The organism is Actinoallomurus sp. NBC_01490 (assembly GCF_036227085.1).
Taxonomy (GTDB): Bacteria; Actinomycetota; Actinomycetes; order Streptosporangiales; family Streptosporangiaceae; genus Actinoallomurus; species Actinoallomurus oryzae.
This window is the reverse complement of sequence record NZ_CP109433.1, coordinates 5,457,371-5,481,705: the sequence shown is the minus strand read 5'-3', so window position 1 is coordinate 5,481,705 and position 24,335 is coordinate 5,457,371. Positions and strand designations below refer to the sequence as shown.

Here is a 24,335-nt window from a genome sequence, read left to right as displayed (position 1 = left end):
ACCGCATGATCGACGAGGTCCCCGGCTACCGCATCCTCGAGCGGGCGGGGGAAGGCGGCTTCAGCGTCGTCTACCGGGCTCACCAGGAGCGCCTCGACCGCATCGTCGCGCTGAAGGTGCTGTCGGTCGATGCCGTGGACGACGACACGATGCGCCGGTTCGAACGCGAATGCCAGATCACCGGGCGTCTCACCGGCCACCCGAACGTCGTCACGGTCCTCGACACCGGCATGACGAGCACCGGCAAGCCGTACATCTCGATGGACTACTTCGAGCACGGCTCGCTGCGCGACCGGCTCTCGCGCGAGGGCCCGCTGCCGTTGCAGGACGTCCTGCGCATCGGGGTGAAGATCGCCGGTGCGCTCGCCGCCACGCACGAGGCCGAGGTGCTGCACCGCGACGTCAAGCCGCAGAACATCCTCGTCTCCCGCTACGGCGAGCCGGCGCTGGCCGACTTCGGCGTCGCGCGGCTGGTGGACTCCTCCGAGGCCACGCACACCAACGCGTTCACGCCGCACCACGCCGCGCCGGAGGTGGTCAACGGGCAGCCGCCGGGCGTGACCTCCGACATCTACGCACTGGCCTCGTCGATGTACCAGCTGCTGGCGGGCCGGCCGGCCTTCCGCGCCGGCTCCGGCTCGGGCATCGGCCCGCTGATGATGCGCATCCTCAACGAGCCGCCGCCGCCGATCGAACGCGCCGACGTGCCGCCCCAGGTCTTCGAGGTCATCGCCAAGGCCATGGCCAAGTCGCCCCGCGACCGCTTCCCGAGCGCGGTGGCGTTCGCCACGCGGCTGCAGCATCTGCAGATGGAGCTGCGGCTGCCGGTGACCGAGCTGGCGAGCAGTGGCGCGGTGTCCAGTGCGAGCACGTCCTCGCCGGAGGTCGACCACTCCGGGTTCACCGGGCCCGGGTTCGACATGCTGGTGCGCTCGTTCGAGCCGCACGTGCCGGCCGCCCACCCCGACGCCGCCCCGCACCGGACGGGGCCCGACACCGGGCCGCCGCCGAAGCCGCCGACGGCACCGTCGCCGCCCACCCAGGCCCAGACACCGTCCCAGGCGCAGCCGCAGACGCAGGCGTGGGCGCCCCAGCCGGGGCCACCGCAGACGACCTCTCCCCCGGCGCACACGCCGACGCCCCGCATGCTCCAGGAGGCCGGCGGCCCGCCCCGGGCCGGTGGTCTGAAGGGGCGCGGCGGCCTCATCGCCGGCGTGCTGGCGGTGGTGGTCGTGGGTACGGGCGCCGGCGTCACCGGTGTGCTGGTGTTCGGCGGCGACGACAAGCCGCCCCCGCCGAAGCCGACCCCGACGCAGGCGGCCCCGACGACTCCGTCCGCGCCGAACACGACTCCCGCGGTCCCGACGGCCGTCCTCCGCGCCGCGACGCCGCGCGCGGTCCGCGCGGTCGGCCGAGGCCAGCTCGTCAGCCTGCGCTGGAAGCTGACGAAGGACAACAACTACCCGATCTGGGTGCAGCAGGCCGACCAGGCGGGCTCGGAGGCCCCCCAGGCCCTTCCACCGCGTACGCTCAGCACCACCATCAGCGGCCTCGACCCGGCGAAGGGCTACTGCTTCGTCGTGGGCGCGATGGTCGCCATGGGCCAGAGCGACGGCCAGTCCGCCACGATCGCCTGGTCGAAACCGGCCTGCATCCGCGGCGCGCACGCCGGATAGGTCCCCGCGACGCGGCGTCCTCGGCGCCGCTTCGATGACCCCGGGCGTCAGCGCGCTCGCAGCTTGCAGGGGTGCAGGCGGCGGGGCTCACGCGACGACTCAGGCCGCCGGACGACGCGGCGTCCTCGGCGCCGCTTCGATGGCCCCAGAGGTCAGCGCGCTCGCAGCTTGCGCGGGTGCAGGCGGCGGCCCGCGCGGCGCACCGGGCTCGCCGCGCGGGCGACGAGCCGGCCGATCTGGTCCGTGTGCCGCCACGCGGCCTCGGCGGCGGCCGGATCCGGCGGTCGCTCCGCGTACTCCGCGCGGTTGACCAGGTCCGCGAGCGGGCGCAGGTGGCGTTCGGTGCCGGCGACGGTACGCCCGCCGAACCCGGCCACCTCGTGCGCGGTCAGCGCGGTCGCCCGCGGGAGCCCGACGGCGTGCAGCGTCTCGACGGTCTGCTCCCACGCTCCGGCGATCCGCTCGGCCGGCGTGTCAGCCGTGCGTCTGCGGCGGCGGCGCAGCATCGGCAGGACGAGCACGGCCACCAGGTACGCGATGGGGATGAGCGGGGCGGCGGCCGCCGCGTACACCCACCAGGGAGTCGCCTTGTGCGGCGTCTTCTTGGGGGCGGGCGGCGGGGTCGGCTGCTTGGGCTGCGTGGAGCCGCCGTTGCCCTTGTTCTTGGCCGCGGCGTTCTTCTGCGCCTGCTCCAGCTTCTGCTGGGCGCTCCCCGCCGGCACCGAGCCGGACTTCTGCGAGCGGCCCCGTTGTTCGGGCGTCGGGTAGAACGGCACCCAGCCCAGCCCGGTGAAGTCCACCTCGGGCCAGACCAGCACGTCGCCCGAGCGCACCTGGAACTCACCGTCGCCGCCGATGCCCGGCCGGAAACCGACGACCACACGTGTGGGCAGGCCGAGCGAGCGGGCCAGCACGGCGTACGCGGTGGCGAACTGCTCCGACGTGCCGCGCTTGGACCGGGTGAGGAAGTAGTCGAGCTGCGCGTAGGTGTGGCCGGGCAGGCCGGACACGTCGTATGTGGCCGCCTTCTGCAGGTAGTCGGCGAGCTTGGCCGCACGCAGGAAGCCCGTGCTCTGGCCGGCGGTGATCTGTTCGGCGAGCTTGTGGAAGGCGGGCACCTGGGCGTTCGCGGCGGTCGTGCCGGGCGACTCGGGCAGGGCCGTCGCGGCCAGCGCCTCGGGGTCGCGGGCCGGCTCCGCGTCGGCGAGCTCGTCCGCGTCGTAGTCGCGCGCCGTCGACCGCACCGAGTACGTCTGGCCGGTGCGCAGCGGCCGGACGGTGGTGAGCACGCCGCTCTCGGGGTCGACCGTGACGCCCAGGCCCGTGACGGTCGTGGGCCGGTCGGCGGCCGGCACCCACACGCCGGGCAGGTCCTGGATTCGGAAACGCTGGTCGACACGGGTGCCGTGCCGGTGCTCGGTCACATGCGCCGGCGCCGGAATCCGGTTGCCGGCCGCGACGAAGTTCCCCCCGGAGATCCAGTTCACGCCGTCGAACCGGTCGAGCACGGCGAGCCGCCAGTTCTCCGGCGCGGTGGTGTGCACGGTGAACATCGGCTGGTCCGGTGTCTGCAGCCACGCCGAGACCCGGTCGAGGGGGCTGACGCTGTCGCGCTTTTCCGGCGGCGGCGCCTTGACGGACTGACGCGGGTCGTACGGCGTGCCGGCGACGGGCAGCAGGGGCCCGGCGAGCATCGCGACCAGGCCGAGCGCGACCGCCGCGGCGACTCCGGCGGGCGCGCGGCCGGCCCGGCCCTCGCCGCGGACGAGGATGAGCACGGCGGCGAGGCCGACCAGTGCCGCCGCCACCGGCAGGTTCGAGCGGGGGCCGCCCACACCGAGCAGGAGCGCGACCCCGAAAACGGCCACGGACGGCAGCGCCGGAACGGCCTTCGTCCTCGAGCGCAGCACCGTCTCGGCCCCGGTGGCCGCCGCGAACCAGGTGAGCACCTGCGGCAGCACGAGCAGCTCCGGGCGGCCCGGGGCGGGCATGAGCGTGGTGAGGATGGCCTTCCAGGAGTCGCGCAGGGACCCGCCGATCACCCCGAAGTCGCCGTGGAAGAGGACGAGACCGGCGACGAGCACCCAGCCGCCCACGGTCAGCAGGATCGCGATCCAGAGGGGCCAGCTGCGGCGCCGGGGCCAGGAGACCAGCGCCGACAGGAGCACGGGAACGACGGCGGCGACCGCGACGACCGGCGCGATGTCGCGAAGGGCGAAGACGCGCTGGAAGCCGAGTCCGGCCGCCGCCGCCAGCGCCGCGGTGACGACGAGCGCGAGACCCAGGCGTACGGCGGAGACGGGCCGGGGAGCCGGAGTCCGACGTACGGGCGAGGGCTTCACGGCGGGGCGGTCCGGGCCGTTCCCGGCGGATGGCTCGGCGGCGCCCGGGCCCTGGGCCGCATGGACGGCGCTTGCACCCTGGTCGGTGATCAGTCCCTGATCGGTGCCCGGGCCCTGATTGGTGATCAGACCCTGGTCGATGCGCGGACCCTGGGCCGTGCCGAGGTCATGGGCGGTTTCCGGGTCGTACGGCGCTCCCGCGTGGCGCGGAGCCTCGGCTCCGAATCGGTCGCCGGCGCGAGGGCCGGTCGCCGGACCCGGCGCGGGACGGGGCTCGTCCACGGGGCCGCGGGCCGGGGGCGGCGGCACGTCGTCCGGTGTGGTCATCGAACGGCTCCCGCCCATGCCGCGCGCAGCTCGTCCAGGTTCGCCATCTCGATCAGCGCGATGCCCGGCAGGCCGGGTCCAGGGGCCTCCGGGCGGATCCGCACGCACACGACCCGGTCGAACCGGCGCCGCAGTGTGCCCGCTCGCGTGATGTCCCCCCGCGCGCCGGTGAGGACCACGAGCGACCCGCCCGCGCGTACCCGGCGGGCGACGTCGAGCGCCTCGTGCGGCACGTCGTGCGCCTGGAGCACGGCCAGCCGGTCCAGGATCAGCTCGATGTCGTGCGGTCCGCCGCGCGTCTCGACGAGAGTCCCGTCGCCGGTCAGGACCCGTACGGGGAAGTTCGCCGCGGAGGCGCCGGCCGCGACCGACGCGGCGGCGTCGACGGCCAGCTCGAAGTCGTCCTGGTCGGGATAGGCGTTCTCGTTCGTGTCGATCACGATGGTCGTCTGGGGCAGGCTCGCGTCCACGAGCTGGCGGACCATGAGAGTGCCCGTCCGCGCGCTGGACCGCCAGTGGATGTACCGCAGGTCGTCGCCCACGACGTACTCGCGCAGCGCGTGGAAGGTGACCGTGCCCGCCGGGGCCGTGTCGGTCGTCGGGCCTTCGAGGTGGTGGTTGCGGCCGGAGGGCATCAGCGGAAGCCCGACCGTACGGGGGCGTACGAGAAGCTTCTGGACGTCGCCGTACTCCCGCACGCGCCGCGCCAGGCCGAACGGGTCCGCGCGAACGAGGCGCAGCGGGCCGACGGGGATCTCTCCCCGCCGGTCCGTGGGCAGCGCGTACGTCACCGTCTCGGGACGGTCCGGCCGCAGGCCGGGCAGCTCCACGTCGATGGCGTCAGCGCCGCACGCGTCGTGCGCGCGCATCCCGGCGCGCCGGAGCCGCCCGGTGTTGGTGACGTGCAGGACGCCGCCGGCCGCCTCGCCGCGCGCCACCCGGTCCGGCGTGATCTCCCGCCGGACGTCGAGCCGCGGCCGGGGCAGCGTCCACAGCACGGCCGTGACGACGGCCACCAGGCCGCCGGTGGCCAGCACGACCGGTTCGGCGTACCCGAGCCAGGCCCCGGCGGCGTACAGCAGCACCGAGAGCACGGCGATCCCCCAGCCGAGCCGCGTCAGCACGGTCAGACCCCGGCCGCCTGGGGCACGGGAACCCGGCCGAGCACCTCGGCGACCAGGTCGCCGGCCGTACGGCCGCGCAGCTCCGCCTCGGGCGTGAGCATGAGCCGGTGCCCGATCACGTGCGGCGCCAGGGCCTTGATGTCTTCGGGGACGACGTACGAGCGGCCGGCCGCGGCGGCGCGGACGCGGACCGCGCGCAGCAGCGCGAGGCTGGCACGCGGGCTGGCGCCCAGCCGGATGTCGGAGTGCTGGCGCGTGGCGGCGACGATGTGCACGAGGTAGTCGTACAGCGGCGGCGCCACGTGGATCCGGCTCGCGAAGTCGATCATGTTCTTGATGTCCTCGCGCCCGGCGACCTTGGGCAGGTGGTCGACGGCCGGCCCGGACGGCATCCCGGTCAGGACGGCGACCTCCGACGTGTGGTCGGGATAGCCCATGGAGATCTTCATCAGGAACCGGTCGAGCTGGGCCTCCGGGAGCGGGTACGTGCCGTCCATGTCGACCGGGTTCTGCGTCGCGATCACCATGAACGGCCGCGGCACCGACTGCGGCCGCCCCTCAACGGACACCCGCCGCTCCTCCATGACCTCCAGCAGCGCCGACTGCGTCTTCGGCGAGCCGCGGTTGATCTCGTCGGCGACGACGATGTTCGCGAAGATCGGCCCTGGGTGGAACTCGAACTTGCTGGTCGCCTGGTTGAAGATCGAGACACCCGTCACGTCGGAGGGCAGCAGGTCCGGCGTGAACTGGATGCGCGTCCACTGCGCGTCCACGCTCGCCGCGATCGCGCGGGCGAGCGTGGTCTTGCCCACGCCCGGCACGTCCTCCAGGAGCAGATGACCCTCGCTGAGCAGGCAGAGCATCGCGAGTTCGACGTTATCCCGCTTACCGCGGATCACCCGCTCGATGTTGCCGGCCAACGCGCCGAACAACTGGGCGAACCGTCCGACCAAGGCTTCCGCGTCAGGCGCCCCGTACGCCTCCGCCGTCATCAGTCAGCACACTCCCAGATGGCCGGTCCGGCGAGCTCCTGCCACGGGGTGTGCGGCGTGTTCGGCAGGTAACCGATCAGGTAGCCGGTGGCCTTGTGCTTGACGTAGTCGTAGAGGCTGCCGGAGAACCCTCCGTGGCTGTAGGCCGTGCCCATCTTCTGGCATATGACCTGGACCGTCTGGCTGTTGGCGTCCGGGATCTCCTCGGCGACGTTGCTGTCACTGAGGTCGTTGGCGTTCGGCGTCTTTGTGACGTAGCTGACGTCCTGCTTGAGGCCGCCGTGGTGGATGCCGTAGGTGTTCACCGGGCCGGCGAGCTCGACGGTGTTGCTGGTCATCTTCTTGCCCGCCGGGTTGGAGGCGGTGACCTTCACCGTGTAGGTGCCGTTCTTCCAGATGTTGCCGAACGTCACCGAGGTGCCGGAGACGTTCGGGTTGGAGCCGCTCTTCGGCCCGGTGACGTTCACGGCGTAGGTGACCTTCTTGGCGTCGGCGCTCGGCGGCGCCTGCCAGTCGATCTTCGCCCCCTGGGCCGTGCCCGTACCGGTGACGTTGCTCGGCGCGTCCGGCTCGGTGCACGACAGGGTGGGCGTCGTGTACTGGGAGTCGACCTCCGACTCATGGTCGCGGTTGTTGTACAGCGCGGCCACGGCGAACTGGTACTCCTGGCCGCAGGTGCCGCCCTTGACGGTGAAGGTGTAGTCGGGCCCGTGCGGCCCGATCTTGTCCGGCGTGGCGGTCAGCCCGTCCGACGTGAGCAACCTGTATCCGGTCGCGTCGCCTCCGCCGCCCGGCTCGAAGTCGATCTTGATCGTGCCGTCCGGCTGCGGGGTCGCCCGCAGGTTGGTCGGCGCGTTCGGCGGCGTGACCTTGGGCGGGTCGGGCTTGTGCGACGGCGGGGTGATGGGCGGCTTGCTGGGCAGCCGCGGGTGGGTCGGGCCACCGCGCGGGCCGTCACCGCCGCCGGCCTTCGGCCTGCCGCTGGCACCGCCGGCCGGCACGCCCACTCGCGGAATGGGGCTGTTGTGGCTGCCCGGCACGTCCGGCGTGTACTTCTGGATCGGCTTGTGCCCGCCCGCACCGTCGACCACGACGCCCTTGGCGCTGTCCGGGCCGTTCACCCAGAGCAGGCCGTCCTTGACGAACGCGTCGAGCGGGCCGGCCTGGCCGGTGACCGGAACCTGCTGGCCCATCCGGTTGGTCGCCTGGTCGTACACGATCAGGCTGCCGGTGCTCTGGTCCGGGATGTAGACCTTCTGGCCGAGCGCCTGCGGCGGGGCGAGCTTGTGCTTGGCCGGGAGCTTCAGCGCGACGCTGCTGAGCGAGCCGCTGCCCGCGTTCAGCACGACGAGGGAGTTGCCGGCGAGCAGCGGGACGAGCTGGCCGTCGGTGGTCGCGGGCGCCAGCACCGAGCCCTTGGCCGCCTGGGCGACGGTCGAGGGCAGGCGGACCTTCACCTGGGTACCGCTCCTGCCGATGATGACGGCCTGGGCGGAGGTGAAGTCGGTGACCACCGGAGCGCCCGCGGCGATCGTGAGCGCCAGGTCGTCACCCGCCCGGCCGATGCCGATGGGCTGCGCGGCCTGCCCGCTGCGTACGGGCGCGGCCTGGCCGTTGGCGGGAACCGGGACCCACAGCACCGAGGTCGCGTCGATGGCGGAAGAGCCGAGCGGGCCGGTGAGGGCGAGGGGCGAACCCATCGTCGCGAGGGTCATCGGGTCGAGCCGCTGGACGCTTCCCTTCTGCTGGTCCAGCGCGTACGCCTGGCCGGAGCCGGACACCACCTGCATGCCGGCGGCACCGCGGTACGTGGCGCCCTGCACGACGTTGAGATGCGCCGGGTCGACGCGGCTGACCACGCCGGTCACCTCGTCGACGATGAGGACGACGCCGCCCTGCTGGATCACCTTCATCGGGTGGCCGCTCGAACCGGACAGCGTGACCTTGCCGTCCACCTTGCCGGACAGCCCGTTGACGTGGACGAGCTCGCCACGCCGGACGGACGTCAGCCAGCCGCCGACGTCCGACAGGTGGTATTTCGCGCTGGCCATTCCGACGCCGAACACGACGGCGGCGGCACACAGCACGCCAACGACTCCGATCGCGATGTGCCCGGTCAGCCGATCACGACGGAAGAACCTGCGCTCCCCGCTCACCCGTTCCTACCTCCCGCGCGTCACACCCCGGCCTATCGGTGATGCAAGGGTCACCTTAATGTGTCCAAGCCGGTCAAATGTCGGTAGTGCCCAATTGGTGACACACTTCTCTGACCAGCGACGGTGAGTGACCGAAATGGACGTCGTTTTCCGTGGAAGAGGACGTCCGTAGGCCCGGTGTCGCTTGCTTCGAGCCCTTGGACGCGCGAACGGGCGAGCCGGTTCCTCGTAAGCCCGCGGTTCCGCCGCGGTGATGGCTCCGATCCACCGTGTGGCGAGGCCGAGCGGCGCTCAGCCGATGACACAGCCGAAGACGTCGGCGAGACCGGCGCGCCCGCTGTCGGTCAGGACGAGGGAACGGCGGGACGCGCCGCGTTCGAACCAGCCGAGCTCGATCACGCCGGCCGTCACCGCCGCGCCGAGAGCGCCGTTGAGGTGAGGGCGGCGCTCGGTCCAGTCGAGGCAGTGCCCGGCGAACCTCCGCCGCGACGCCCGGGCCGCGGCCACGTCGACGCCGATGGAGGCGAGGCTCTCCTCCCCCTTGTCGGTCACCTCGTACGCGCTGCGCTCGGGCTCGTCGGCGACGGCGTCGAGCGCGGGTTCGAGGAGGCCACGGCCGATCATCGCGTCGAACAACGCGACCCCGGCCCGCCCGGCGAGGTGGTCGTAGCAGGTACGCGCCTCCCCCAGCGCCGCCGCGTGCCTCGACTGCCTCAGGCTGCGCACCTGCACCTTGGGACTGATCAGGCTCAGCGCTTCGATCACCGAGGCGACCTCGGCGCCCTTGAGCCGGTAGTAGCGGTGCCGCCCCTGCTTGACGACGCTCACGAGACCACCGTCGAGGAGCTTGCCGAGATGCGAACTGGCCGTGGCCGGGGTGACACCGGCCGTACGGGCCAGCTCACCGGCGGACAGGGGCCTTCCGTCGAGGAGCACCGTGAGCATCGCCGCCCGCGCACGATCGGCGAGCAGCGCCGCCACCGGCGCGATGTCAGAGCCGTACGGTTCGGGCATACGACGACGTTACGCCCAGGACGCTTAGACGTCCGTCGAAGGAACGCCACGCCGGTGGGCCGGAAGGCGTTACCGAGTTGGGGGTCGGGCTGAGAATCCGCTAGTGTTTGGCGTGTCGCCAGGGGGGTCAAGCCCCCGGGAGACACCACGCGGACGTGGCTCAGTTGGTAGAGCATCACCTTGCCAAGGTGAGGGTCGCGGGTTCGAATCCCGTCGTCCGCTCGGAGAGGTCTTGCCGAAGGCCTCACTCGGTGGAGTGGCCGAGAGGCGAGGCAACGGCCTGCAAAGCCGTGTACACGGGTTCAAATCCCGTCTCCACCTCTGAAGCACTCAGCTTCGCGAGGGCGATTAGCTCAGTGGGAGAGCGCTACCTTGACACGGTAGAGGTCACTGGTTCAATCCCAGTATCGCCCACCACGTGAAAGCGCAGGTCAGAGGCCCTGCCTCCTCTCTGGAGGGGCAGGGCCTCAGGCGTTCATGGGCGATATTTGGGCGATGATCTTGGCGCCGCTGCCCGCTCCGGCCTGTTGTACGGCTGTCAGTTGCTTGATCGTCTCTTCCATCCGCGACAGGAGCGCGATGAGCCCCGCCTGCTCGTGAGGCCGCAGTGCGAGGAGTGACGACTCCCAGCGGGCTTGCAGGACGGTGAGGATCCGCTTCTTGGTCTCGGGCGTCACGTGCTCGTAGATGCCGCCCATGCCGCGCATCTTCTGCCCGAGGCGGGCCGCACGGCCGATCTCGAGAATCCATCATCGGCCAGCCACGTCCGGTGGCTGTGCCGCCCTTCGTGGAAGGTGAAGCCGGGCAGGATCGGCGGGACCCGCTGGCCCGTCCTTCGGTCACGCGCGACGCCGTCCCACGCTGGGCGCCAAAACCGCCGTCCGAAGTTGCTCCGGCGCAGGACGCCGCCCTTCTCACCCACGAAGACGAAGGAGCGGTCGCAGTCCTCCAGCAACGCTGTCGACGACACGTGAAAACTGGCTCTGGCACGGATTCCGTGAAGCGGACCCTTCTCAGTCGGCGAGCAGGATGCGTTTGCGCAGCAGGTCGGGGTTGGCGCGGCCATACATCTGCCGTTTGATCATCTTGATGCGGTTGACGTGGCCTTCGACCTTCCCGGAGCTGTAGGGCAGGGTCAGGCCGGCGCGGGCGGCGTCCAGGTCGCGGCGTAGCCCGGTGACGAAAGAGCGCAGTTCGGGCAGGTCGCTGGATTCGACCGCGCTCATCCAGCGTTCGAGCTGGTCGCCGTGCAGGTGGAGCATCATGTGAGCGAATCCGCGAACGTGTTCTCGGACGCTGGCCGGCGCTGGGCTGGCGGCGGTGAGTGTCTCGAGTTGGTGTCGCTCATCGGGTTGGAGATTGTCCGGGTGGCGTAGGATCCAGCCGGTGACCTGCCGGACGGTCGGTGGTGTCGGTGGCGGCTTGAGAGGGACGGCGTTGCTGCGCCAGGGCCGGACATATTGGCGGACGGTGGTGCGTGCGCCTCGGTATCCCTGAGCACGGAGTTCACGGTGGAGTTGTTCGGCGTTGGTGCAGCCTTCCTTCCAGCGTCGCTGCAGGTAGTCGGCGAACTCATCGAGAGCTTGGGGCCGTTGTCCAGTGCCGTTGTTGACCAGGAGTTCTTCGGGGCTGGTAGCGCGGGCGAACCGGCGGACGGTGTTGCGGCCCAGTCCGAGTTCCCGGGCGATTTGCCTGATCTGGCGCCCCTGGGCGAGCAGGTCGTGGATGGCGGTGTGCCGTTGCCGGGTGCGCTCGGCCAGGCGTCCTTCTCGTGGCTTCGGGTCGCTGTCGGGCTGTGGATCGCTGGGCGGGGCGGGGTCGGTCTGCGTTGTCGTCTGAGGAAGTTCGCGTAGGTGGTGGCGGTGTTTGGTCACGGTTCGTTCGACGGCTTCACCGAGGTTTCGCCACATATGCCAGCGGTCGGCGACTTGGATGGCATCTGGTGCCCCGCGCGTGGTGCCTTCGGCGTAGCGGCCGGCCCGGTCCCGGCAGACGACTTCGATGCCCGGGTGGTCCTGCAGCCAGGCGGCCAGGGACTCGGCAGACCGTTCGGCCAGCACGTCGATCGGCCGGCTGGTGGCCATGTCGATCAAGACGGTTCCGTATCGGTGGCCGCGGCGAAGCGCGAAGTCATCCACGCCCAGGACCTGCGGCCTGGAATCAGCGGCGGCGTCGGGCAGTGACCGGATCATCCTGATCAGCGTCATCCGGCTCACCGCTGCCGCCAGCCGGTGCGTCAGCCGGGCCCCGGCCCGTCCGCCCAGCGCCAGCGCGATCGCCCGCAGGCACTCGCCCAACCCGATGCTGCGCCGGCCATAACGGACGGTCAGGCCCGGCACCTGCTCGGCGAAGGTCTTCTTGGCGCACACCTCGTTGCGGCAGAGGAACCGCAGAACCTGCAGGTGAATCACCGTCTCCTGACCAGCGATCGCCTGGTCCGACAACCGGCGCTCGTACCGGCTATGAACCCGCCCCGACAAGACCCCACACGACGGACACACCGCCTGCGACGTGCGCGTCCTCGCCTGGATCCGCACCGACCTGCCCGCACGGAACACCCGATCGATACACAAGCACGCCAGGTGCGGAAACAAGACCGCCAGCAACTCCGAGATCGCCACCGACCATGATCACCAAGCCCGACGGAGCCACCGGGCCAAGATCACGGAATCCGTGCCAGAGCCCACATTCGCGCGTCGTTGACAAACGCCTCGTACAGATCGGCGAGGAACGGAGGAAGCTGCACCCACCGCGGTCAGCTCGCGAATTCGCTCCCTACGATTAGGAGCTGGTTCCTACGCCACCATGCCCACCTCACCTCATCTTGATTGGGTCGGGCCGCGGGGAAGTCCCATGGGCCCCAGTGGCCGAGGTCACAGCGCAGGCGGTCTCCTGTCATGCTCGCCCGTCCGTACGGCCCGGCCGGAGCCAGAGGGTGTGCCCGGGCGGCAGTGTGCTTACCGGGCCGTCGCCGAGGGCGACCTCGATCGGTGGCCGCGCCGAGGGCGGCAGGCCGACGCGGACACCGTCCGGGCCGGCACGCAGCCGCAGGCCAACGTGGCGGCGGTACCGCAGTTCCATGGCCAGCCCCGGGACACCGGGTGGCAGCGCGGGGGCGAGGCGCATGACGTCGCCACGAAGTTCGAGCCCGGTGTAGCAGCGTTGGGCGAGGTCGAGCGTTCCCGCCATGGCGCCCAGGTGGATGCCCTCGGCGGTCGTACCGCCCTGGACATCGTGCAGGTCGCTGTCCAGGGCCTCCAGGAAGAACCGCCAGGAGGCGAGGCGGTCGGAGCGGGCGAGCACCCAGGCGTGCACGACGGCGCTCAGCGTCGAGCCGTGCGAGGTGCGGGTCAGGTAGTACGCCACCGTCTTGGGGATCGTCTCGCGGTCGAAGCGATAACCGAGCCGGGCGAACAGCGCTCGCAGTTCGTCGGCGGATAGGAGGTAGAACAGCATCAGCACATCGGCCTGCTTGGACGCCTTATACCGGTTCGTGCTGTCGCCCTCGGCCTCGAGGACTCGGTCGAGACGACGAATGTCGCCATACCTGCTCCGATAGCCCTCCCAGTTGAACTCGGCGAGATTCTCATAGCCCTCGAACTGGCTGATGACGCCGTCATGGTGGAAGATCACCCGCAGTCGCCGGCTGACGTCTTCGAACCGTGCCGGCTCGTCCTCCGTCAGGGCCACGCGCTCGCACAGTTCCTTCTGCCGCCGGGGCGGCAGCAGGTCCAGCAGATCCAGCGCCCGCCACAGGGTCCATGCCGCCATCACGTTGGTGTAGGCGTTGTTGTCCAGACCGGGCGTTGCCGCGCCCGGGTAAGCGTCGTGGTACTCGTCGGGCCCCATCACGCCGCGGATGTCGTACCGGTCCGTTGAGGGATCGAATGTCGCGGCGCTCGCCCAGAACCGCGCGATCTCCAGGAACACCTCCCCGCCCTCGCTCGCCAGGAAGTCCAGGTCGCCGGTCGCCTGGTAGTACTGCCAGATGTTGTAGGCGATCGCCAGCCCGACGTGCCGCTGCAGCCGCGAGTTGTCCGGCAGCCAGCGGCCGGAGCGAGGGTTGAGATGAAGGACCTGCGTCTCCTCACGCCCGTCGCTGCCGCTCTGCCAGGGATACATCGCGCCGGTGTGACCGGCCTCCCGCGCCGCGCGCCGGGCCGCGGGCAGCCGCCGCACGCGGTACGACAGCAGGGCCCGGACCACCTCGGGGAACCGCAGGCTGAGGAAGGGCAGCACGAAGAGCTCGTCCCAGAAGACATGGCCGCGGTACGCCTCGCCGTGCAGCCCTCGGGCGGGCACGCCGGCATCGACGCCCACGGTGTGGGGCGAGACGGTCTGCAGCAGGTGGAACAGGTGCAGGTTGATCGTCCGCTGCGCCGGACCGCCCCCGATGTCGAGGTGAGCACGGCGCCACAGGCGCGCCCACGCAAGGCGGTGCCGTTCGCGCAGCCGGGCGAAGTCCGAAGCCCGCGCCACGGCGCGCCGGGCCGCGGCCACGGGAGCGGGCCCGTCCCCCGCTCGATCACGTGAAGTGTGCAAGGCCACGATCTTCTCGACGGTCACAGCCTCGTCGCGGCCTACCGCGACGGTCAGGTGCCGCGCGATCCAGCCGGGCTGAGCGTGGGTCTCCCCGCGGGCGGGCTCACTGGCGCGGACGACCGTGCGGCATGCCAGCGCGATCCGCACCGCTGAAGTCTCCGTCATGACGTCCGACCAGATGAGGTCGCCGTCCGCGCCGGTCGAGCCGACCGTCAGATGCTTGCTCGCCAGCCCGCGATAGCGGGCGACGCCGCGGTTGCTCACCCGCGCGTCGAGACCGGAACGGATCTCCAGCGCCCCGGACCAGTTCACCGCGCGGATCGTGGTCTGGAGCGCCGCGAGGTGCGGGTCGTCCATCGAGACCAGTCGGTGCTGGGCGACCTCGGTCACGCGCCCGGCGGCGTCGCGGAAACGGAGCCACCGGCTCAGCAGCCCCTGGCGCAAGTCCAGCTCCTGGCGGTAGTCCAGCAGGTCGAACCGCTCTGGAGCGAACCAGTCACCGTTCTGAGCGCGGAACGTCAGCGGCAGCCAGTTGGGCACGTTGACCAGATCCTCGTTGACCACCGTGCGCCCGGCGATCCGTGAAGGCAGCCGGTCGTAGCAGCCGGCGACATAGGTACCGGGGTAGTGGACGACTCCCGCGCTCGCCTCGGGTGCCGCTCCACGAGTGGCGAAGTAGCCGTTGCCCAGGGTGCACAGCGCCTCGCGCAGCCGTTCTTCGGCCGGCTCGAATCCCTGGTAGACGACATGCCAGGACTTCGTGCTGAGCGGTCGTTCAGGCAGCGCGTGCACTCCAGAATCTCAGCTCCGCCAGGTCCGTCACCATCGGACTCGCGCCGTGCTCACGAAGAGGTGTGATCGCGCTTGTGGGATCGACGCCGACGACGGCGGCGAACCCGCTCTCGCGGGGTGGAGCCGGCTCGCGGAGCGCGCAGCGGCCGTCGGTTCTGGTTCGCATCATGAGACCCCCAAAGGTTTTCTCAACATCACCGATCACGGCAATGCCCGGCCAGGGGCTTCAGTCCCGGCGCGGTCGCCCAAACGACCTAGCCGACCTGCAGGAGGCGGGCGGTATCGGAGCGTTCGGCCTCGTTGAGGGCGAGGTCGATGTGCTCGATGGCAGTGGTCAGGAGGGGGATCCATCGGTCCTGCAGCGCGCGGATCCGCTGACGGGTCACGATGATCTCCTGTGCCACGCGGCGTTCGACTCCTGTGCCACGGCGTGCCGGCTCACGTCTGCCTGCGCGGGACCTGTCAGGCCGGTCGTGACCCTAAGCGGTCGAGACGTCTCCGTCCGACCCGGCGGGGATTTGAACGCGAAGAGATGTGCCGGCTCCGGTCGGGCTGGTGATGCACATAGTGCCGCCGACAGCCGCCACGCGATCCATGAGGCCGGCCAGCCCGGAGCCATCTCGCGGATCCGCGCCTCCTACACCGTCATCGTGGATGGTCAGGTCGAGGGATTCATCATTGCTGTTGAGGGTGATGCGCACCAGCGAGGCGCTCGCATGTTTCAGGACGTTCGCCAGTGCCTCGGACATCACGTAGTAGGCAGTGACCTCGATCGGGTCGGGCAGGCGCCGGCCGACGTCGATGTCCAACGCGGCCGGTACCGGGAAGCGGCGTGTGAGCGTTTTGACGGCCGCGCCCAGGCCTCCACCGTTCAGGACCGAGGGGTGAAGTCCGTGGGAGAGGTCTTGGATCTGCGCCTGGACCAGTGACAGTTCCTCGGTGGCCTGCGCCAGTTGTCTGCTGAGTATCTCCATCCCGGGTGGCACGCTCGCCCGCGCCGTTTGAAGGATGAGGCCGAGCGAGATCAGACGTTGCTGCGCGCCGTCGTGCATGTCGCGCTCGATCCGGTGGCGTGCCTCATCGGCGGCCATGACCAGGCGGGCGCGGGAGGCGATCAGCTCCGCGCGGCCTTCCGCCTGCGCGATGGTGCACGCCGCCAGCTGCACGAACTCGTCGACGCGGCTTTCGATATCGGCCGGCACTGGCCGGGATATGAGGAATTCCAACACCATCACGCCCCACAGGCGACCATCGACGGTGAGCGGGCACGCCAGTACCTGGCCGATTCCCTGGGCCTGGAGCCAGCCGCCGATCTCACTGGTGATCGTCACGGCCGGGAGCCGCGCCGGTCTTCCGCTCCGCCGGACCGCCGCAGAGGAGGAATCCTCACCCATCAGCCAACGTCCGCCCAAAGGCGAGCCCAGGTCGGCGGAACCGGGTGCCCTCCAACGGACAAGCCCGGCGACGCGACCAGGCACATGACATCGCCAGGTTCGTAGCGACAGATCGAGACATAGTCCGCCTTGAACAGGCTGCCGACCTCACCGGCCACCGCTTGAAAAGCCGCCTGTGGGCGAGCGCCAGAGGCGACCAGCGTCGCCACGTGTCGCAGTGCTTGCTGCTGTTCGACCAGCGAACGGATCCGGGCACACCGACTCACCTTGAGACGAGACACCGCCCAGAACGAACTGATCGCTGGCCACATCAACCCGGCCCTCTCCACGCCTTGACGTGCGAGACCGCCCCCCGCTTTCAAACCCATCGTATGCGCTTTCACGGCGGCCGGCGGACCCCGTACGGGGTCATCGAGCAGCTTCGATGACGTACCGTGCGACCTGACTCACCTTGATGTTCTGCTCCCGCGCCGCCTTGGCCAAAGCGGCGAAGGCCTCATCCTCGGAAAGTCCGTGGCGTTCCATGAGCATGCCGATGGCTTCGCCGACGCCTTGTCGGACGGGGATCTCCGCCTGCAGATGAGCTTCGCTGCGAGCGCTGGCGAGAGCCACGGCCGAATGGGAGGCCAGCAGCCAGCCGGTCTCCTCGGAACGTGCGGTGAAGGCCCTGGGCTGCGTGGAGTACAGGTTCAGCGCGCCCAGGGTCTCTTCGCCGGTGAACAACTTGAAGCCGAGTATGCTGCGGATCCCCAGTTTCTCAGCGCACGGCGCATACCGCGGCCAGCCAGGGGCCGCGGCCCTGGTATCGGCGATACGGAAGACCTCCTCGCCGGAACGGACGGCGTCGAAACACGGCCCCTCACCAACGTCGCCCTGCATCCGGTCGGAGATGCGAACCTTCTCATCGCTCGCCGCCAGCGTATGGACCTTATGATTCGCAATGGCCATGATCCCCGCCACCTCACAACCCTCAACCAGGTCGATGGCGCACACCACTATCCGGTCCAGCGTGGCCTGCAACGACGGCTCGGACACCAGGCGGCGCGCCACCTCCGCCAGCGCGATCGCCAGTTCCCGCGGATCTCGGCTATCCCCCATCGCCCCCACCTCCGCGCTGCAGCCCTACGCTTAAACGATAGGTCTGTCCGGATGACCCCGTCGCGTCCATCCGGCCTCGCCATCCGTGCCGGACGGCACGACCGCGACGGGGCATCGAGCGTGGTGGATCAGGCCGTGGCTGACCGAGCCGAGTCGTAGGCCGGTGTGGCCGCGCGCGGCCACGACGGCGAGATCCGCATCCGCCGATGCCTCCACGAGCGTCTTGACGGGATGGTCGCGGGGGGTGTCCTCCGCCACCGCGATATCGGGGTACCGCTCGCGCCAGGGTGCCACGATCCGATGTGCCTCCTGGCGGATGGCCACGGCCAGCTCACCGACTTCCAGAACCGCGTACCGGCCCTCGGGCGGGCACCAGGCGAAGATCACCCGGACCAGCGCCTGGCGGAGGATTGCCGCGTCGAAGGCGTACCGCAGCGCGGCGGCGGCGTGCTTCGACAGGTCGATGCCGACGACGATCTCCCGCCTTACAGTTCGTTCGCCGTCACGGACCACCACGACCGGGGCGTTCGCGTAGCCCGCCATATGCAGACTCACCGAACCGAGCAACAGGCTCGCGAAGCCACCACGCCCCCGATGCCCGACGACCACCTCGTAGGCCTCCTCGGCCTGCCGTCGCAACGCCACGGCCGGGGGTTCAACGCCGAGCACGGTCGTCACCCCCAGCCCGGGATGCCATCCGCGAACCTCCTCAGCCGACTCTTCCAGAATCGCCCGTCCGGCCTCGTGCAGGGACTCGGCCATCATCGGTTCGGGATAAAAGGGAATGTCGCAGGCCCAGGGCCCCACCGCATACACGATCCGCAGCGGTCGGTCACGCAGCACGGCCTCCTCGGCCGCCCACCGCAGCGCCACGCGCGACGGATCCGAACCATCGACGCCGACCACGACCGGTGGCAGTTCCTCGGCCACGAAACCCCCCGAAAACGCGGCTCACGTCAGAGCCGACACACACACTGAAGGCCTCCCACTCACACTCTCATGACACTCTCCGAATCCGGACATCGTTCCCCAAACCCACCGGTACATCGCGGTGACGATCACTGCCGGGCGGCGTGGCGTCGGGTCAGGTAACGGCGCAGTTCGTCCGCTCCCCAGACGATGAACGGGTACGGGAGCAGCAGAAGCAGATCCGTGGGAGGGAGCGCGGTGGTCCCCAGAAGTTGCTGGAACATTGGGGTGTAGGCGAACACCATGGCAAGGAGGAGTTCGCCGGCTATTCCCGCCATCAGGTAGCGGTTGGACAGCACGCCGACGGAACGCAGCGACGCTCGTTGGGTGCGTACGGCGAAGGCGGTCCCGACCTGCCCGGCGATCATCCCGAGGAACGCCATGGTCGTCGCCTGCCGATAGGCATGGTGCAGATGCGTACCGGCGCCTATCGGTGCGCCCGGATGCCAGCCCGCGCGGGTCAGCACGTAGAAGAAGCCCGCCATCTGCAGGGAACAGACCAGAACGCCGAGGAAGAACCACGCACGCAGAAGCATGGGGCCACGGATGACTCCCTCAGAGCGTGGCCGTGGTGGCCGCTGCATGAGACCGGGCTCGGCCGGCTCACGGCTCAGGGCAAGGGCCGGCAGTGTTTCGCTGCCGACATCGAAGGCCAGCAGTTGAAGGATGGTGAGCGGTAGCGGCACCGCCCCACCGGCGAGGGCGAACACCAGGAACGGGGTCACCTCGGGCGTGGCGTGAGCAAAGATATAGATGATGAACTTGCGAACATTGTCATAGATGCGCCGCCCGGACCGTACGGCCGCCACGATCGAAGCGAAGTTGTCGTCGGTGAGGATCATCGTGGACGCTTCCCGGGCGACGTCGGTGCCCGAGCGGCCCATCGCGACTCCGATGTCGGCGCGGCGCAGCGCCGGGGCGTCGTTGACGCCGTCACCCGTCATCGCCACCACATGCCCTTGCTCGCGTAGGGCATCGGCGATGTGCAGTTTGGCCTCCGGCGATGCGCGGGCGAAGAGGATGTCGGGTTCGTCCCGCACCAGCTCAGCGATCTGACACTCGTGGAGCCGATCCAGTTCTTCGCCGCTCACCACCCGGGGATGACCGTCGGTGATGCCGACCCGCCGGGCGATGGCGACGGCGGTCAGCGGGTGGTCACCGGTGATGACGATGATGCGGATCCCGGCGGTACGGCAGTCCGCGACCGCCTGCGGGACCTCCGGACGCGGAGGGTCGAGCATCGCGATCAAACCGACGAAACACAGATCCCGCTCGGCGTCCGTGCGCCGATGTGGCGGCCGTCGCTGGATCGGCAGAGCCCGCTCGGCGAGAGCGAGCACGCGAAGCCCATCAGAGGCGAAGGCGTCCACCTGCGCGGTGATGCGCTCCTCGTCTGGAACGCTCAGCGGCATCCGCCGGCCCTTCTGGTCCAGCAACGCCGAGCAGCGGGGCAAGACGGCCTCCGGAGCGCCCTTGGTGTGCACGACCAGGCCATCACCGTGTTGGTCGATAGTCGACATCAGCTTGAGCTCGGGGTCGAAATGGAACTGCCAGCGGCGTCCGGTCTCCCTACGGTCCGCGTCGGTGTCGGCGCCCAATGCTTGCGCGGCGAGCAGTACGGCCACCTCGGTCGGGTCACCGCTCGGCTCCCGGTCCGGCCGAAGCCGCGCGTTGTTACACGTGGCGGCGGCTCGGGCCACGGCGTCCAGCGCCGCGTCGGGCGGGGCGCCGGCAAGACTCGCTCCGGTGCCGTTCAGGTCCGTGCGGCCTGCGGCCGTCCACACCCCCATCGGCCGCATGCGGTTCTCGGTGAGCGTGCCGGTCTTGTCGGTGCAGATCACATCGGTGGAGCCGAGGGTCTCCACCGCACTCAGCCGTTTGACCAGCGCGCCGCGTGTGGCGAGCACTTTCACGGCCACCGCGAGCGCCAGCGTGATGACGGGCAGCAGACCCTCGGGGACCATTCCGGCCAGCAGCCCGGCCGCGAACACCAGCGCATTGACCGGCGACAGGTGGGCGCCGAATCTCGCGACCGGGATGAACGCGAACGCCAGCGCCACCGACACCGCGGCGATCAGCCAAGCGGCCCGCCGGACCTGCCGTTCCAGCGGGCTGGGGTCCTGCTTGACGCGTTCGGACAGCGCGGCGATCCGGCCGAGTTCGGTCATCATGCCGGTGGCGAACACCACGCCGCGCGCCTGGCCCCCGGTGCAGCTCGTGCCGCTGAACACCAGGTCGTGCGCCCTGAGCACGGGCACATTGACATCCAGGATGGACGCTGATCGCAGCGCGGGAACGGCCTCCCCTGTCAATGCGGACATGTCGACCTCGATGGCCCCGGCCAGCAACCGGACATCGGCCGCGATCCGATCGCCCTCCTCGAGGATCGCGATGTCGCCCGGCACCAGCTCAGTCGCGTCGATCTCCACGGGCCGCCCATCGCGTACGGCCTTCGCCCGCAGCGGGAGGTACTCCGCCAGCGCCTCGACCGCCCGCTCGGCCTGCAGCTCTTGGGCGAAGGCGAAGGCGGCGTTCAACATGATGATCAATACGACGGCGACGGCCACGACGAGTGAGCCGACGGTGAACAGCAAAGCCGCCGCGAGCCACAGCAGCAACGCCAAAGGGTGGGCGAGCTGACGGACCAGCTCCCCCGGCCAGCGTCGTCCGCCCCGCCGCCGCAGCTCGTTGGGGCCGTACTGCAACAGCCGCCGCCGCGCGTCCGCACTTGACAACCCCCGACGTGAACTGCGTAGATCACGAAGTAGCAGCTCGGCGGCTTCTTCGGGGTTCACGCCAGGCGGCTGGAGCCATGCCTCATGCCGACGCCTCATCAGTAACTGAGTCCGTACCCACGGTGCACGTTGTCATCACCAGGTGCCGGTGAGTGTCGAACGGCCTCGGGCCGCAGGACCTTTGCCCGGTCCGGGGGAGGCGTCCATCGAGCCATGCTGAAACCGATGAACGGTTCCCAGGTCATGGTCGGCTTCGACGGTTCCCCGGGCAGCGAGCGCGCGTTGTGCTGGGCGGTCCGTGAGGCGGAGCTTCGCCGGATGCGGTTGCTCATCTGCCATGCCTGGGACTGGCCCTACCCGGTGCCGCCGTCGGGACCGGTCGCACTCGACACCGCCCGGAAGATGGCCCAGCACGTCCTGGACCGCGGCGTCCGAATCGCCCGGGAGGCCTCTCCCCGGACCGTCGCGCGGGACCGCCTGGTGGTCGGTTCGGCAGAAGAGGTGCTGGTGAACCAGTCACACGGCGCGGCGCTCGCCGTCGTCGGTGCGCGTGGAGCGAGTGGATGCCCCGAGCAGCTCGTCGGCTCATCGGCAGTCCAGCTCCCGTCCTACGCTCACTGCCCGGTCATCGTGGTGCGACGACCGACCGTCGCCCCTGGGAGTCCGATCGTGGTCGGCGTCGACGGATCCGTCGCCTCTGAGGCCGCGGTCGGCTTCGGATTCGAGGAGGCGGCCCTGCGCGGTCGGCCGCTCCTGGCCGTGTACGGCTACTGGGAGCCTGAGGCGATCATGTCCGCGGGCGTGGACGGGTACATCGACCAGGAGGAACTTTCCCGAACGGCGGGTTGCACGCTGGAGCGGACCGTGGCGCCCTGGCGCGAGAAGTATCCGTACGTTGACGCCCGCACGTCACTGGTTCCCGGGCCACCACGGGAGGCATTGCTGGACGCGGTCGAGGACGCGGGGCTGTTGGTGGTCGGCGGACGCGGCCTGGGCGGTGTCGAGGGCCTGCGTCTCGGCTCGGTCAGCAGCGCCATGCTGCACAGCGCGCCGTGTTCCGTGGCGGTCGTACGGCCCCACGGATGAGGAGGGTGGCCATGCCATGGATTCTGGACGGGCTCGCCGATCTGCACGGTGCGCTGCGCGCCGACGGTTACACCGTGATCGGCCCCACCCATCGCGACGGGGCGATCGTCCTGGCCGAACTCGCGTCCGCTGACGATCTCCCCTACGGCTGGGGCGTCACACTCGAGCCGGGCGGTTACCGGACTCGCCGCCGCGACGATGACGCGGCGTTCGCCCACTCCGCGGGGCCCCAGTCGTGGAAACCGTTCCTGCACCCGCCGCGGGTGAAGCTGTGGGAGGGCCGGCGCACCGGAGACGGCGGCTTCTCGATCCAGGAGGCCGAGGACACGCCGCCGCGGTATGCCTTTCTCGGCGTCCGCCCCTGCGACCTGCGGGCGATCGGTGTGCTGGACCACGTCATGACCGGCGGCGCGCACCCCGACGAGGCGTACGGCGCGCGCCGTACGGGCGCGTTCATCATCGCGGTCAACTGCACCGAGCCCGGCGAGACCTGCTTCTGCGCGTCCATGGGCACCGGCCCGCGCGCCGACGCGGGCTATGATCTCGCGCTCACCGAGGTGATCGGTGAAGGACGGTTCCTCGTCGAGGTCGGTACCAGCGCGGGCACGGCGATGCTGGAGCGGATCCCCCACGAAGAGGCGGACGAGACCACGACGGAGCGGGCACTGGCCGAGGTCGCCGCGGCCGCCGACCGCATGGGACGCCAGATGCCCGAGCCCGAGGGGCTGCGGGACCTGCTGGCCGGCAGCCTGGACGCGGCCCGCTGGGACGACGTCGCCTCCCGCTGCCTGACCTGCGGCAACTGCACGATGGTCTGCCCGACCTGCTTCTGCACGACCGTCGAGGACGTCACCGACCTGACCGGCGAGCACGCCGAACGCTGGCAGCGCTGGGACTCCTGCTTCGACCTGGACTTCTCCCACCTGCCCGGCGGCAGCGTGCGCACCTCGGGCAAGAGCCGCTACCGCCAGTGGCTGACGCACAAGCTGGGCACCTGGCACGACCAGTTCGGCTCCTCCGGCTGTGTCGGATGTGGCCGCTGCATCGTGTGGTGCCCCGTCGGCATCGACCTGACCGAGGAGGTCGCCGCCCTACGCGAAGAGCGGGAGGAGCAGAAGGGAAAGAGCGAGTGAGCGCGCTCACCCGCCTTAGGAAACGGCTTGCCGCGCTGGAACGCGCGTGTCCGTGAGGTGCAACTCCGACAGATCGCTGATCACGAGATTCGCACCATGCTTCTCCAGAGCCGCGGTACCGCCCGTGCGGTCGACGCCGATGACGGTCTGGAAAGCCCCCTCGTATGCTGCGGCGACGCCGTCGGACGACTCCTCGACGACCGCCGTCTTGGCGGGTGGGGTGTTCAGCCGTTGGGCCGCCTGCAGGTACAGGTGTACGTCCGGGTGTTCGGGCACTGCCGTACCTGGCGCGTCCAGACCGTCCATGACCACATCGAACATGCCTGCGGTTCCAGCCCTTCTGAGCACTTCGGCGCCATCTCGATGTACCGACACCGCCGCTGTACGGACACCGCGGCGCCGAAGCTCGCGGACCAGCGCGATCGTGGAGGTGTAGGGCACCAGGCCGTGCCTGCGAACCTCGCCGAGGAAGAACTCCCGCTGGCTCATCGCCAGGCCGCGAAGATCGTCGTAAGGCAGAGCGATGTCACGGGCGGCCAGGAAGTCACGCACGCCCTCCAGCCGTGGCTTTCCCCGCAGGTACCGCAGATAGTCCGCACGCACGTCGAACGGCACGAACGTGGTTTCGTGCACCGCCGCATGCCCACGTAGGAATGGATCGAACACCGACTTCCACGCCGCTGCCGCGGCTTTTTCGCCGTCGATGATCGCATCCACGCCGAAGATCACCGACTCGATGCTCTGAGTCCGATCTCCGAGCACACACTGGCCGGTCCTGGTCCGCATCGGTCGATCCCCCCTCCATGCATCTCGACCATCCCTCTTCACGGAGCCGACCGGACAGGGGCTTCGGTCCCGGTGCGACAAGCCGAACGCCCCGCCCCCCATCCACACAGGTCCGCGCCGTTCGGGCCGGAACACACAGGACGGAAGGCCCTGGCCGGTGCCCCGTCGC

At 70.3% G+C, this 24,335-nt stretch carries 17 protein-coding genes and 3 tRNA genes; 6 read left to right on the top strand and 14 right to left on the bottom strand.

The genetic code is table 11. The features are described from left to right. The first annotated feature begins 5 nt into the window (after positions 1 to 5). A complete protein-coding gene (locus tag OG417_RS25585) occupies positions 6 to 1,676 on the top strand; it encodes a serine/threonine-protein kinase (protein ID WP_329261056.1) in 1,671 nt (556 codons plus the stop codon). A 152-nt stretch (positions 1,677 to 1,828) separates the two neighbouring features. On the opposite strand, the gene OG417_RS25580 is transcribed toward OG417_RS25585, so the two are convergent. From OG417_RS25580 to OG417_RS25560, 5 genes are all read right to left on the bottom strand, one after another. Next, positions 1,829 to 4,345 carry a DUF3488 and transglutaminase-like domain-containing protein gene (locus OG417_RS25580; protein ID WP_329261053.1) on the bottom strand — a complete coding sequence of 839 codons (2,517 nt, stop codon included), beginning with the start codon at positions 4,343 to 4,345 and terminating at the stop codon, positions 1,829 to 1,831. After that, positions 4,342 to 5,469 (bottom strand): DUF58 domain-containing protein, encoded by a 1,128-nt coding sequence (locus tag OG417_RS25575; RefSeq protein WP_329261050.1) that lies wholly within the window; start codon positions 5,467 to 5,469, stop codon positions 4,342 to 4,344. Before OG417_RS25575 ends, OG417_RS25580 begins: the two co-directional genes overlap by 4 nt. A gap of 2 nt (positions 5,470 to 5,471) precedes the next feature. Then, positions 5,472 to 6,461 (bottom strand): AAA family ATPase, encoded by a 990-nt coding sequence (locus OG417_RS25570; RefSeq protein WP_329261047.1) that lies wholly within the window; start codon positions 6,459 to 6,461, stop codon positions 5,472 to 5,474. Then, positions 6,461 to 8,617, bottom strand: coding sequence for a fibronectin type III domain-containing protein (locus tag OG417_RS25565; RefSeq protein ID WP_329261045.1), 2,157 nt, complete (start codon positions 8,615 to 8,617; stop codon positions 6,461 to 6,463). Before OG417_RS25565 ends, OG417_RS25570 begins: the two co-directional genes overlap by 1 nt. Before the next feature lie 291 nt (positions 8,618 to 8,908). Continuing rightward, positions 8,909 to 9,631, bottom strand: coding sequence for an ArsR/SmtB family transcription factor (locus OG417_RS25560; protein WP_329261042.1), 723 nt, complete (start codon positions 9,629 to 9,631; stop codon positions 8,909 to 8,911). 149 nt (positions 9,632 to 9,780) lie between these two features. On the opposite strand from OG417_RS25560, the gene OG417_RS25555 reads away from it, so the two are divergent. The 3 genes from OG417_RS25555 to OG417_RS25545 all read left to right on the top strand — a co-directional run bounded on the left by OG417_RS25555 (position 9,781) and on the right by OG417_RS25545 (position 10,048). Further along, positions 9,781 to 9,853 (top strand) — tRNA-Gly (locus OG417_RS25555). 28 nt (positions 9,854 to 9,881) lie between these two features. Continuing rightward, positions 9,882 to 9,952 (top strand) — tRNA-Cys (locus tag OG417_RS25550). A 21-nt stretch (positions 9,953 to 9,973) separates the two neighbouring features. Further along, positions 9,974 to 10,048: transfer RNA gene (locus OG417_RS25545), tRNA-Val, on the top strand. A 50-nt stretch (positions 10,049 to 10,098) separates the two neighbouring features. Here the strand turns inward: OG417_RS25545 and OG417_RS25540 are convergent. The 8 genes from OG417_RS25540 to OG417_RS25505 all read right to left on the bottom strand — a co-directional run bounded on the left by OG417_RS25540 (position 10,099) and on the right by OG417_RS25505 (position 21,260). Then, positions 10,099 to 10,329, bottom strand: coding sequence for a hypothetical protein (locus OG417_RS25540; protein WP_329261039.1), 231 nt, complete (start codon positions 10,327 to 10,329; stop codon positions 10,099 to 10,101). 315 nt (positions 10,330 to 10,644) lie between these two features. Continuing rightward, positions 10,645 to 12,168 (bottom strand): ISL3 family transposase, encoded by a 1,524-nt coding sequence (locus OG417_RS25535; protein ID WP_329262574.1) that lies wholly within the window; start codon positions 12,166 to 12,168, stop codon positions 10,645 to 10,647. A 358-nt stretch (positions 12,169 to 12,526) separates the two neighbouring features. Beyond that, the gene (locus OG417_RS25530) at positions 12,527 to 14,965 is read right to left on the bottom strand and encodes a glycoside hydrolase family 65 protein (protein ID WP_329261037.1); all 2,439 of its coding nucleotides are present in this window, start codon (positions 14,963 to 14,965) and stop codon (positions 12,527 to 12,529) included. 254 nt (positions 14,966 to 15,219) lie between these two features. After that, positions 15,220 to 15,369, bottom strand: a complete 150-nt coding sequence (locus OG417_RS25525; protein ID WP_329261034.1) for a V-type ATP synthase subunit D — start codon at positions 15,367 to 15,369, stop codon at positions 15,220 to 15,222. A gap of 75 nt (positions 15,370 to 15,444) precedes the next feature. After that, a complete protein-coding gene (locus OG417_RS25520; RefSeq protein WP_329261031.1) occupies positions 15,445 to 16,443 on the bottom strand; it encodes a GAF domain-containing sensor histidine kinase in 999 nt (332 codons plus the stop codon). A gap of 324 nt (positions 16,444 to 16,767) precedes the next feature. Continuing rightward, positions 16,768 to 17,457 carry a GAF and ANTAR domain-containing protein gene (locus OG417_RS25515; protein WP_329261029.1) on the bottom strand — a complete coding sequence of 230 codons (690 nt, stop codon included), beginning with the start codon at positions 17,455 to 17,457 and terminating at the stop codon, positions 16,768 to 16,770. A gap of 30 nt (positions 17,458 to 17,487) precedes the next feature. Next, positions 17,488 to 18,387: a universal stress protein gene (locus tag OG417_RS25510; protein WP_329261026.1), complete on the bottom strand. Its 900-nt coding sequence runs from the start codon at positions 18,385 to 18,387 to the stop codon at positions 17,488 to 17,490. 128 nt (positions 18,388 to 18,515) lie between these two features. Continuing rightward, positions 18,516 to 21,260: a cation-translocating P-type ATPase gene (locus OG417_RS25505; RefSeq protein ID WP_329261023.1), complete on the bottom strand. Its 2,745-nt coding sequence runs from the start codon at positions 21,258 to 21,260 to the stop codon at positions 18,516 to 18,518. 126 nt (positions 21,261 to 21,386) lie between these two features. Between OG417_RS25505 and OG417_RS25500 the strand changes: the two genes are divergently transcribed. Continuing rightward, positions 21,387 to 22,247, top strand: a complete 861-nt coding sequence (locus OG417_RS25500) for a universal stress protein (protein WP_329261020.1) — start codon at positions 21,387 to 21,389, stop codon at positions 22,245 to 22,247. 11 nt (positions 22,248 to 22,258) lie between these two features. Then, a complete protein-coding gene (locus OG417_RS25495; RefSeq protein ID WP_329261018.1) occupies positions 22,259 to 23,380 on the top strand; it encodes a 4Fe-4S dicluster domain-containing protein in 1,122 nt (373 codons plus the stop codon). 15 nt (positions 23,381 to 23,395) lie between these two features. Here the strand turns inward: OG417_RS25495 and OG417_RS25490 are convergent, their stop codons facing one another. Further along, positions 23,396 to 24,109 (bottom strand): HAD family hydrolase, encoded by a 714-nt coding sequence (locus OG417_RS25490; RefSeq protein ID WP_329261015.1) that lies wholly within the window; start codon positions 24,107 to 24,109, stop codon positions 23,396 to 23,398. Positions 24,110 to 24,335: the final 226 nt, after the last annotated feature.

Excerpts from the sequence above, each read along its gene's own strand:
- OG417_RS25585 (WP_329261056.1), top strand. The coding sequence starts at position 6 with ATGATCGACGAGGTCCCCGGCTACCGCATCCTCGAGCGGGCGGGGGAA.
- OG417_RS25580 (WP_329261053.1), bottom strand. The coding sequence starts at position 4,345 with ATGACCACACCGGACGACGTGCCGCCGCCCCCGGCCCGCGGCCCCGTG.
- OG417_RS25570 (WP_329261047.1), bottom strand. The coding sequence starts at position 6,461 with ATGACGGCGGAGGCGTACGGGGCGCCTGACGCGGAAGCCTTGGTCGGA.
- OG417_RS25560 (WP_329261042.1), bottom strand. The coding sequence starts at position 9,631 with ATGCCCGAACCGTACGGCTCTGACATCGCGCCGGTGGCGGCGCTGCTC.
- OG417_RS25540 (WP_329261039.1), bottom strand. The coding sequence starts at position 10,329 with ATGGGCGGCATCTACGAGCACGTGACGCCCGAGACCAAGAAGCGGATC.
- OG417_RS25515 (WP_329261029.1), bottom strand. The coding sequence starts at position 17,457 with ATGGGGGATAGCCGAGATCCGCGGGAACTGGCGATCGCGCTGGCGGAG.
- OG417_RS25505 (WP_329261023.1), bottom strand. The coding sequence starts at position 21,260 with ATGAGGCGTCGGCATGAGGCATGGCTCCAGCCGCCTGGCGTGAACCCC.
- OG417_RS25500 (WP_329261020.1), top strand. The coding sequence starts at position 21,387 with ATGAACGGTTCCCAGGTCATGGTCGGCTTCGACGGTTCCCCGGGCAGC.
- OG417_RS25495 (WP_329261018.1), top strand. The coding sequence starts at position 22,259 with ATGCCATGGATTCTGGACGGGCTCGCCGATCTGCACGGTGCGCTGCGC.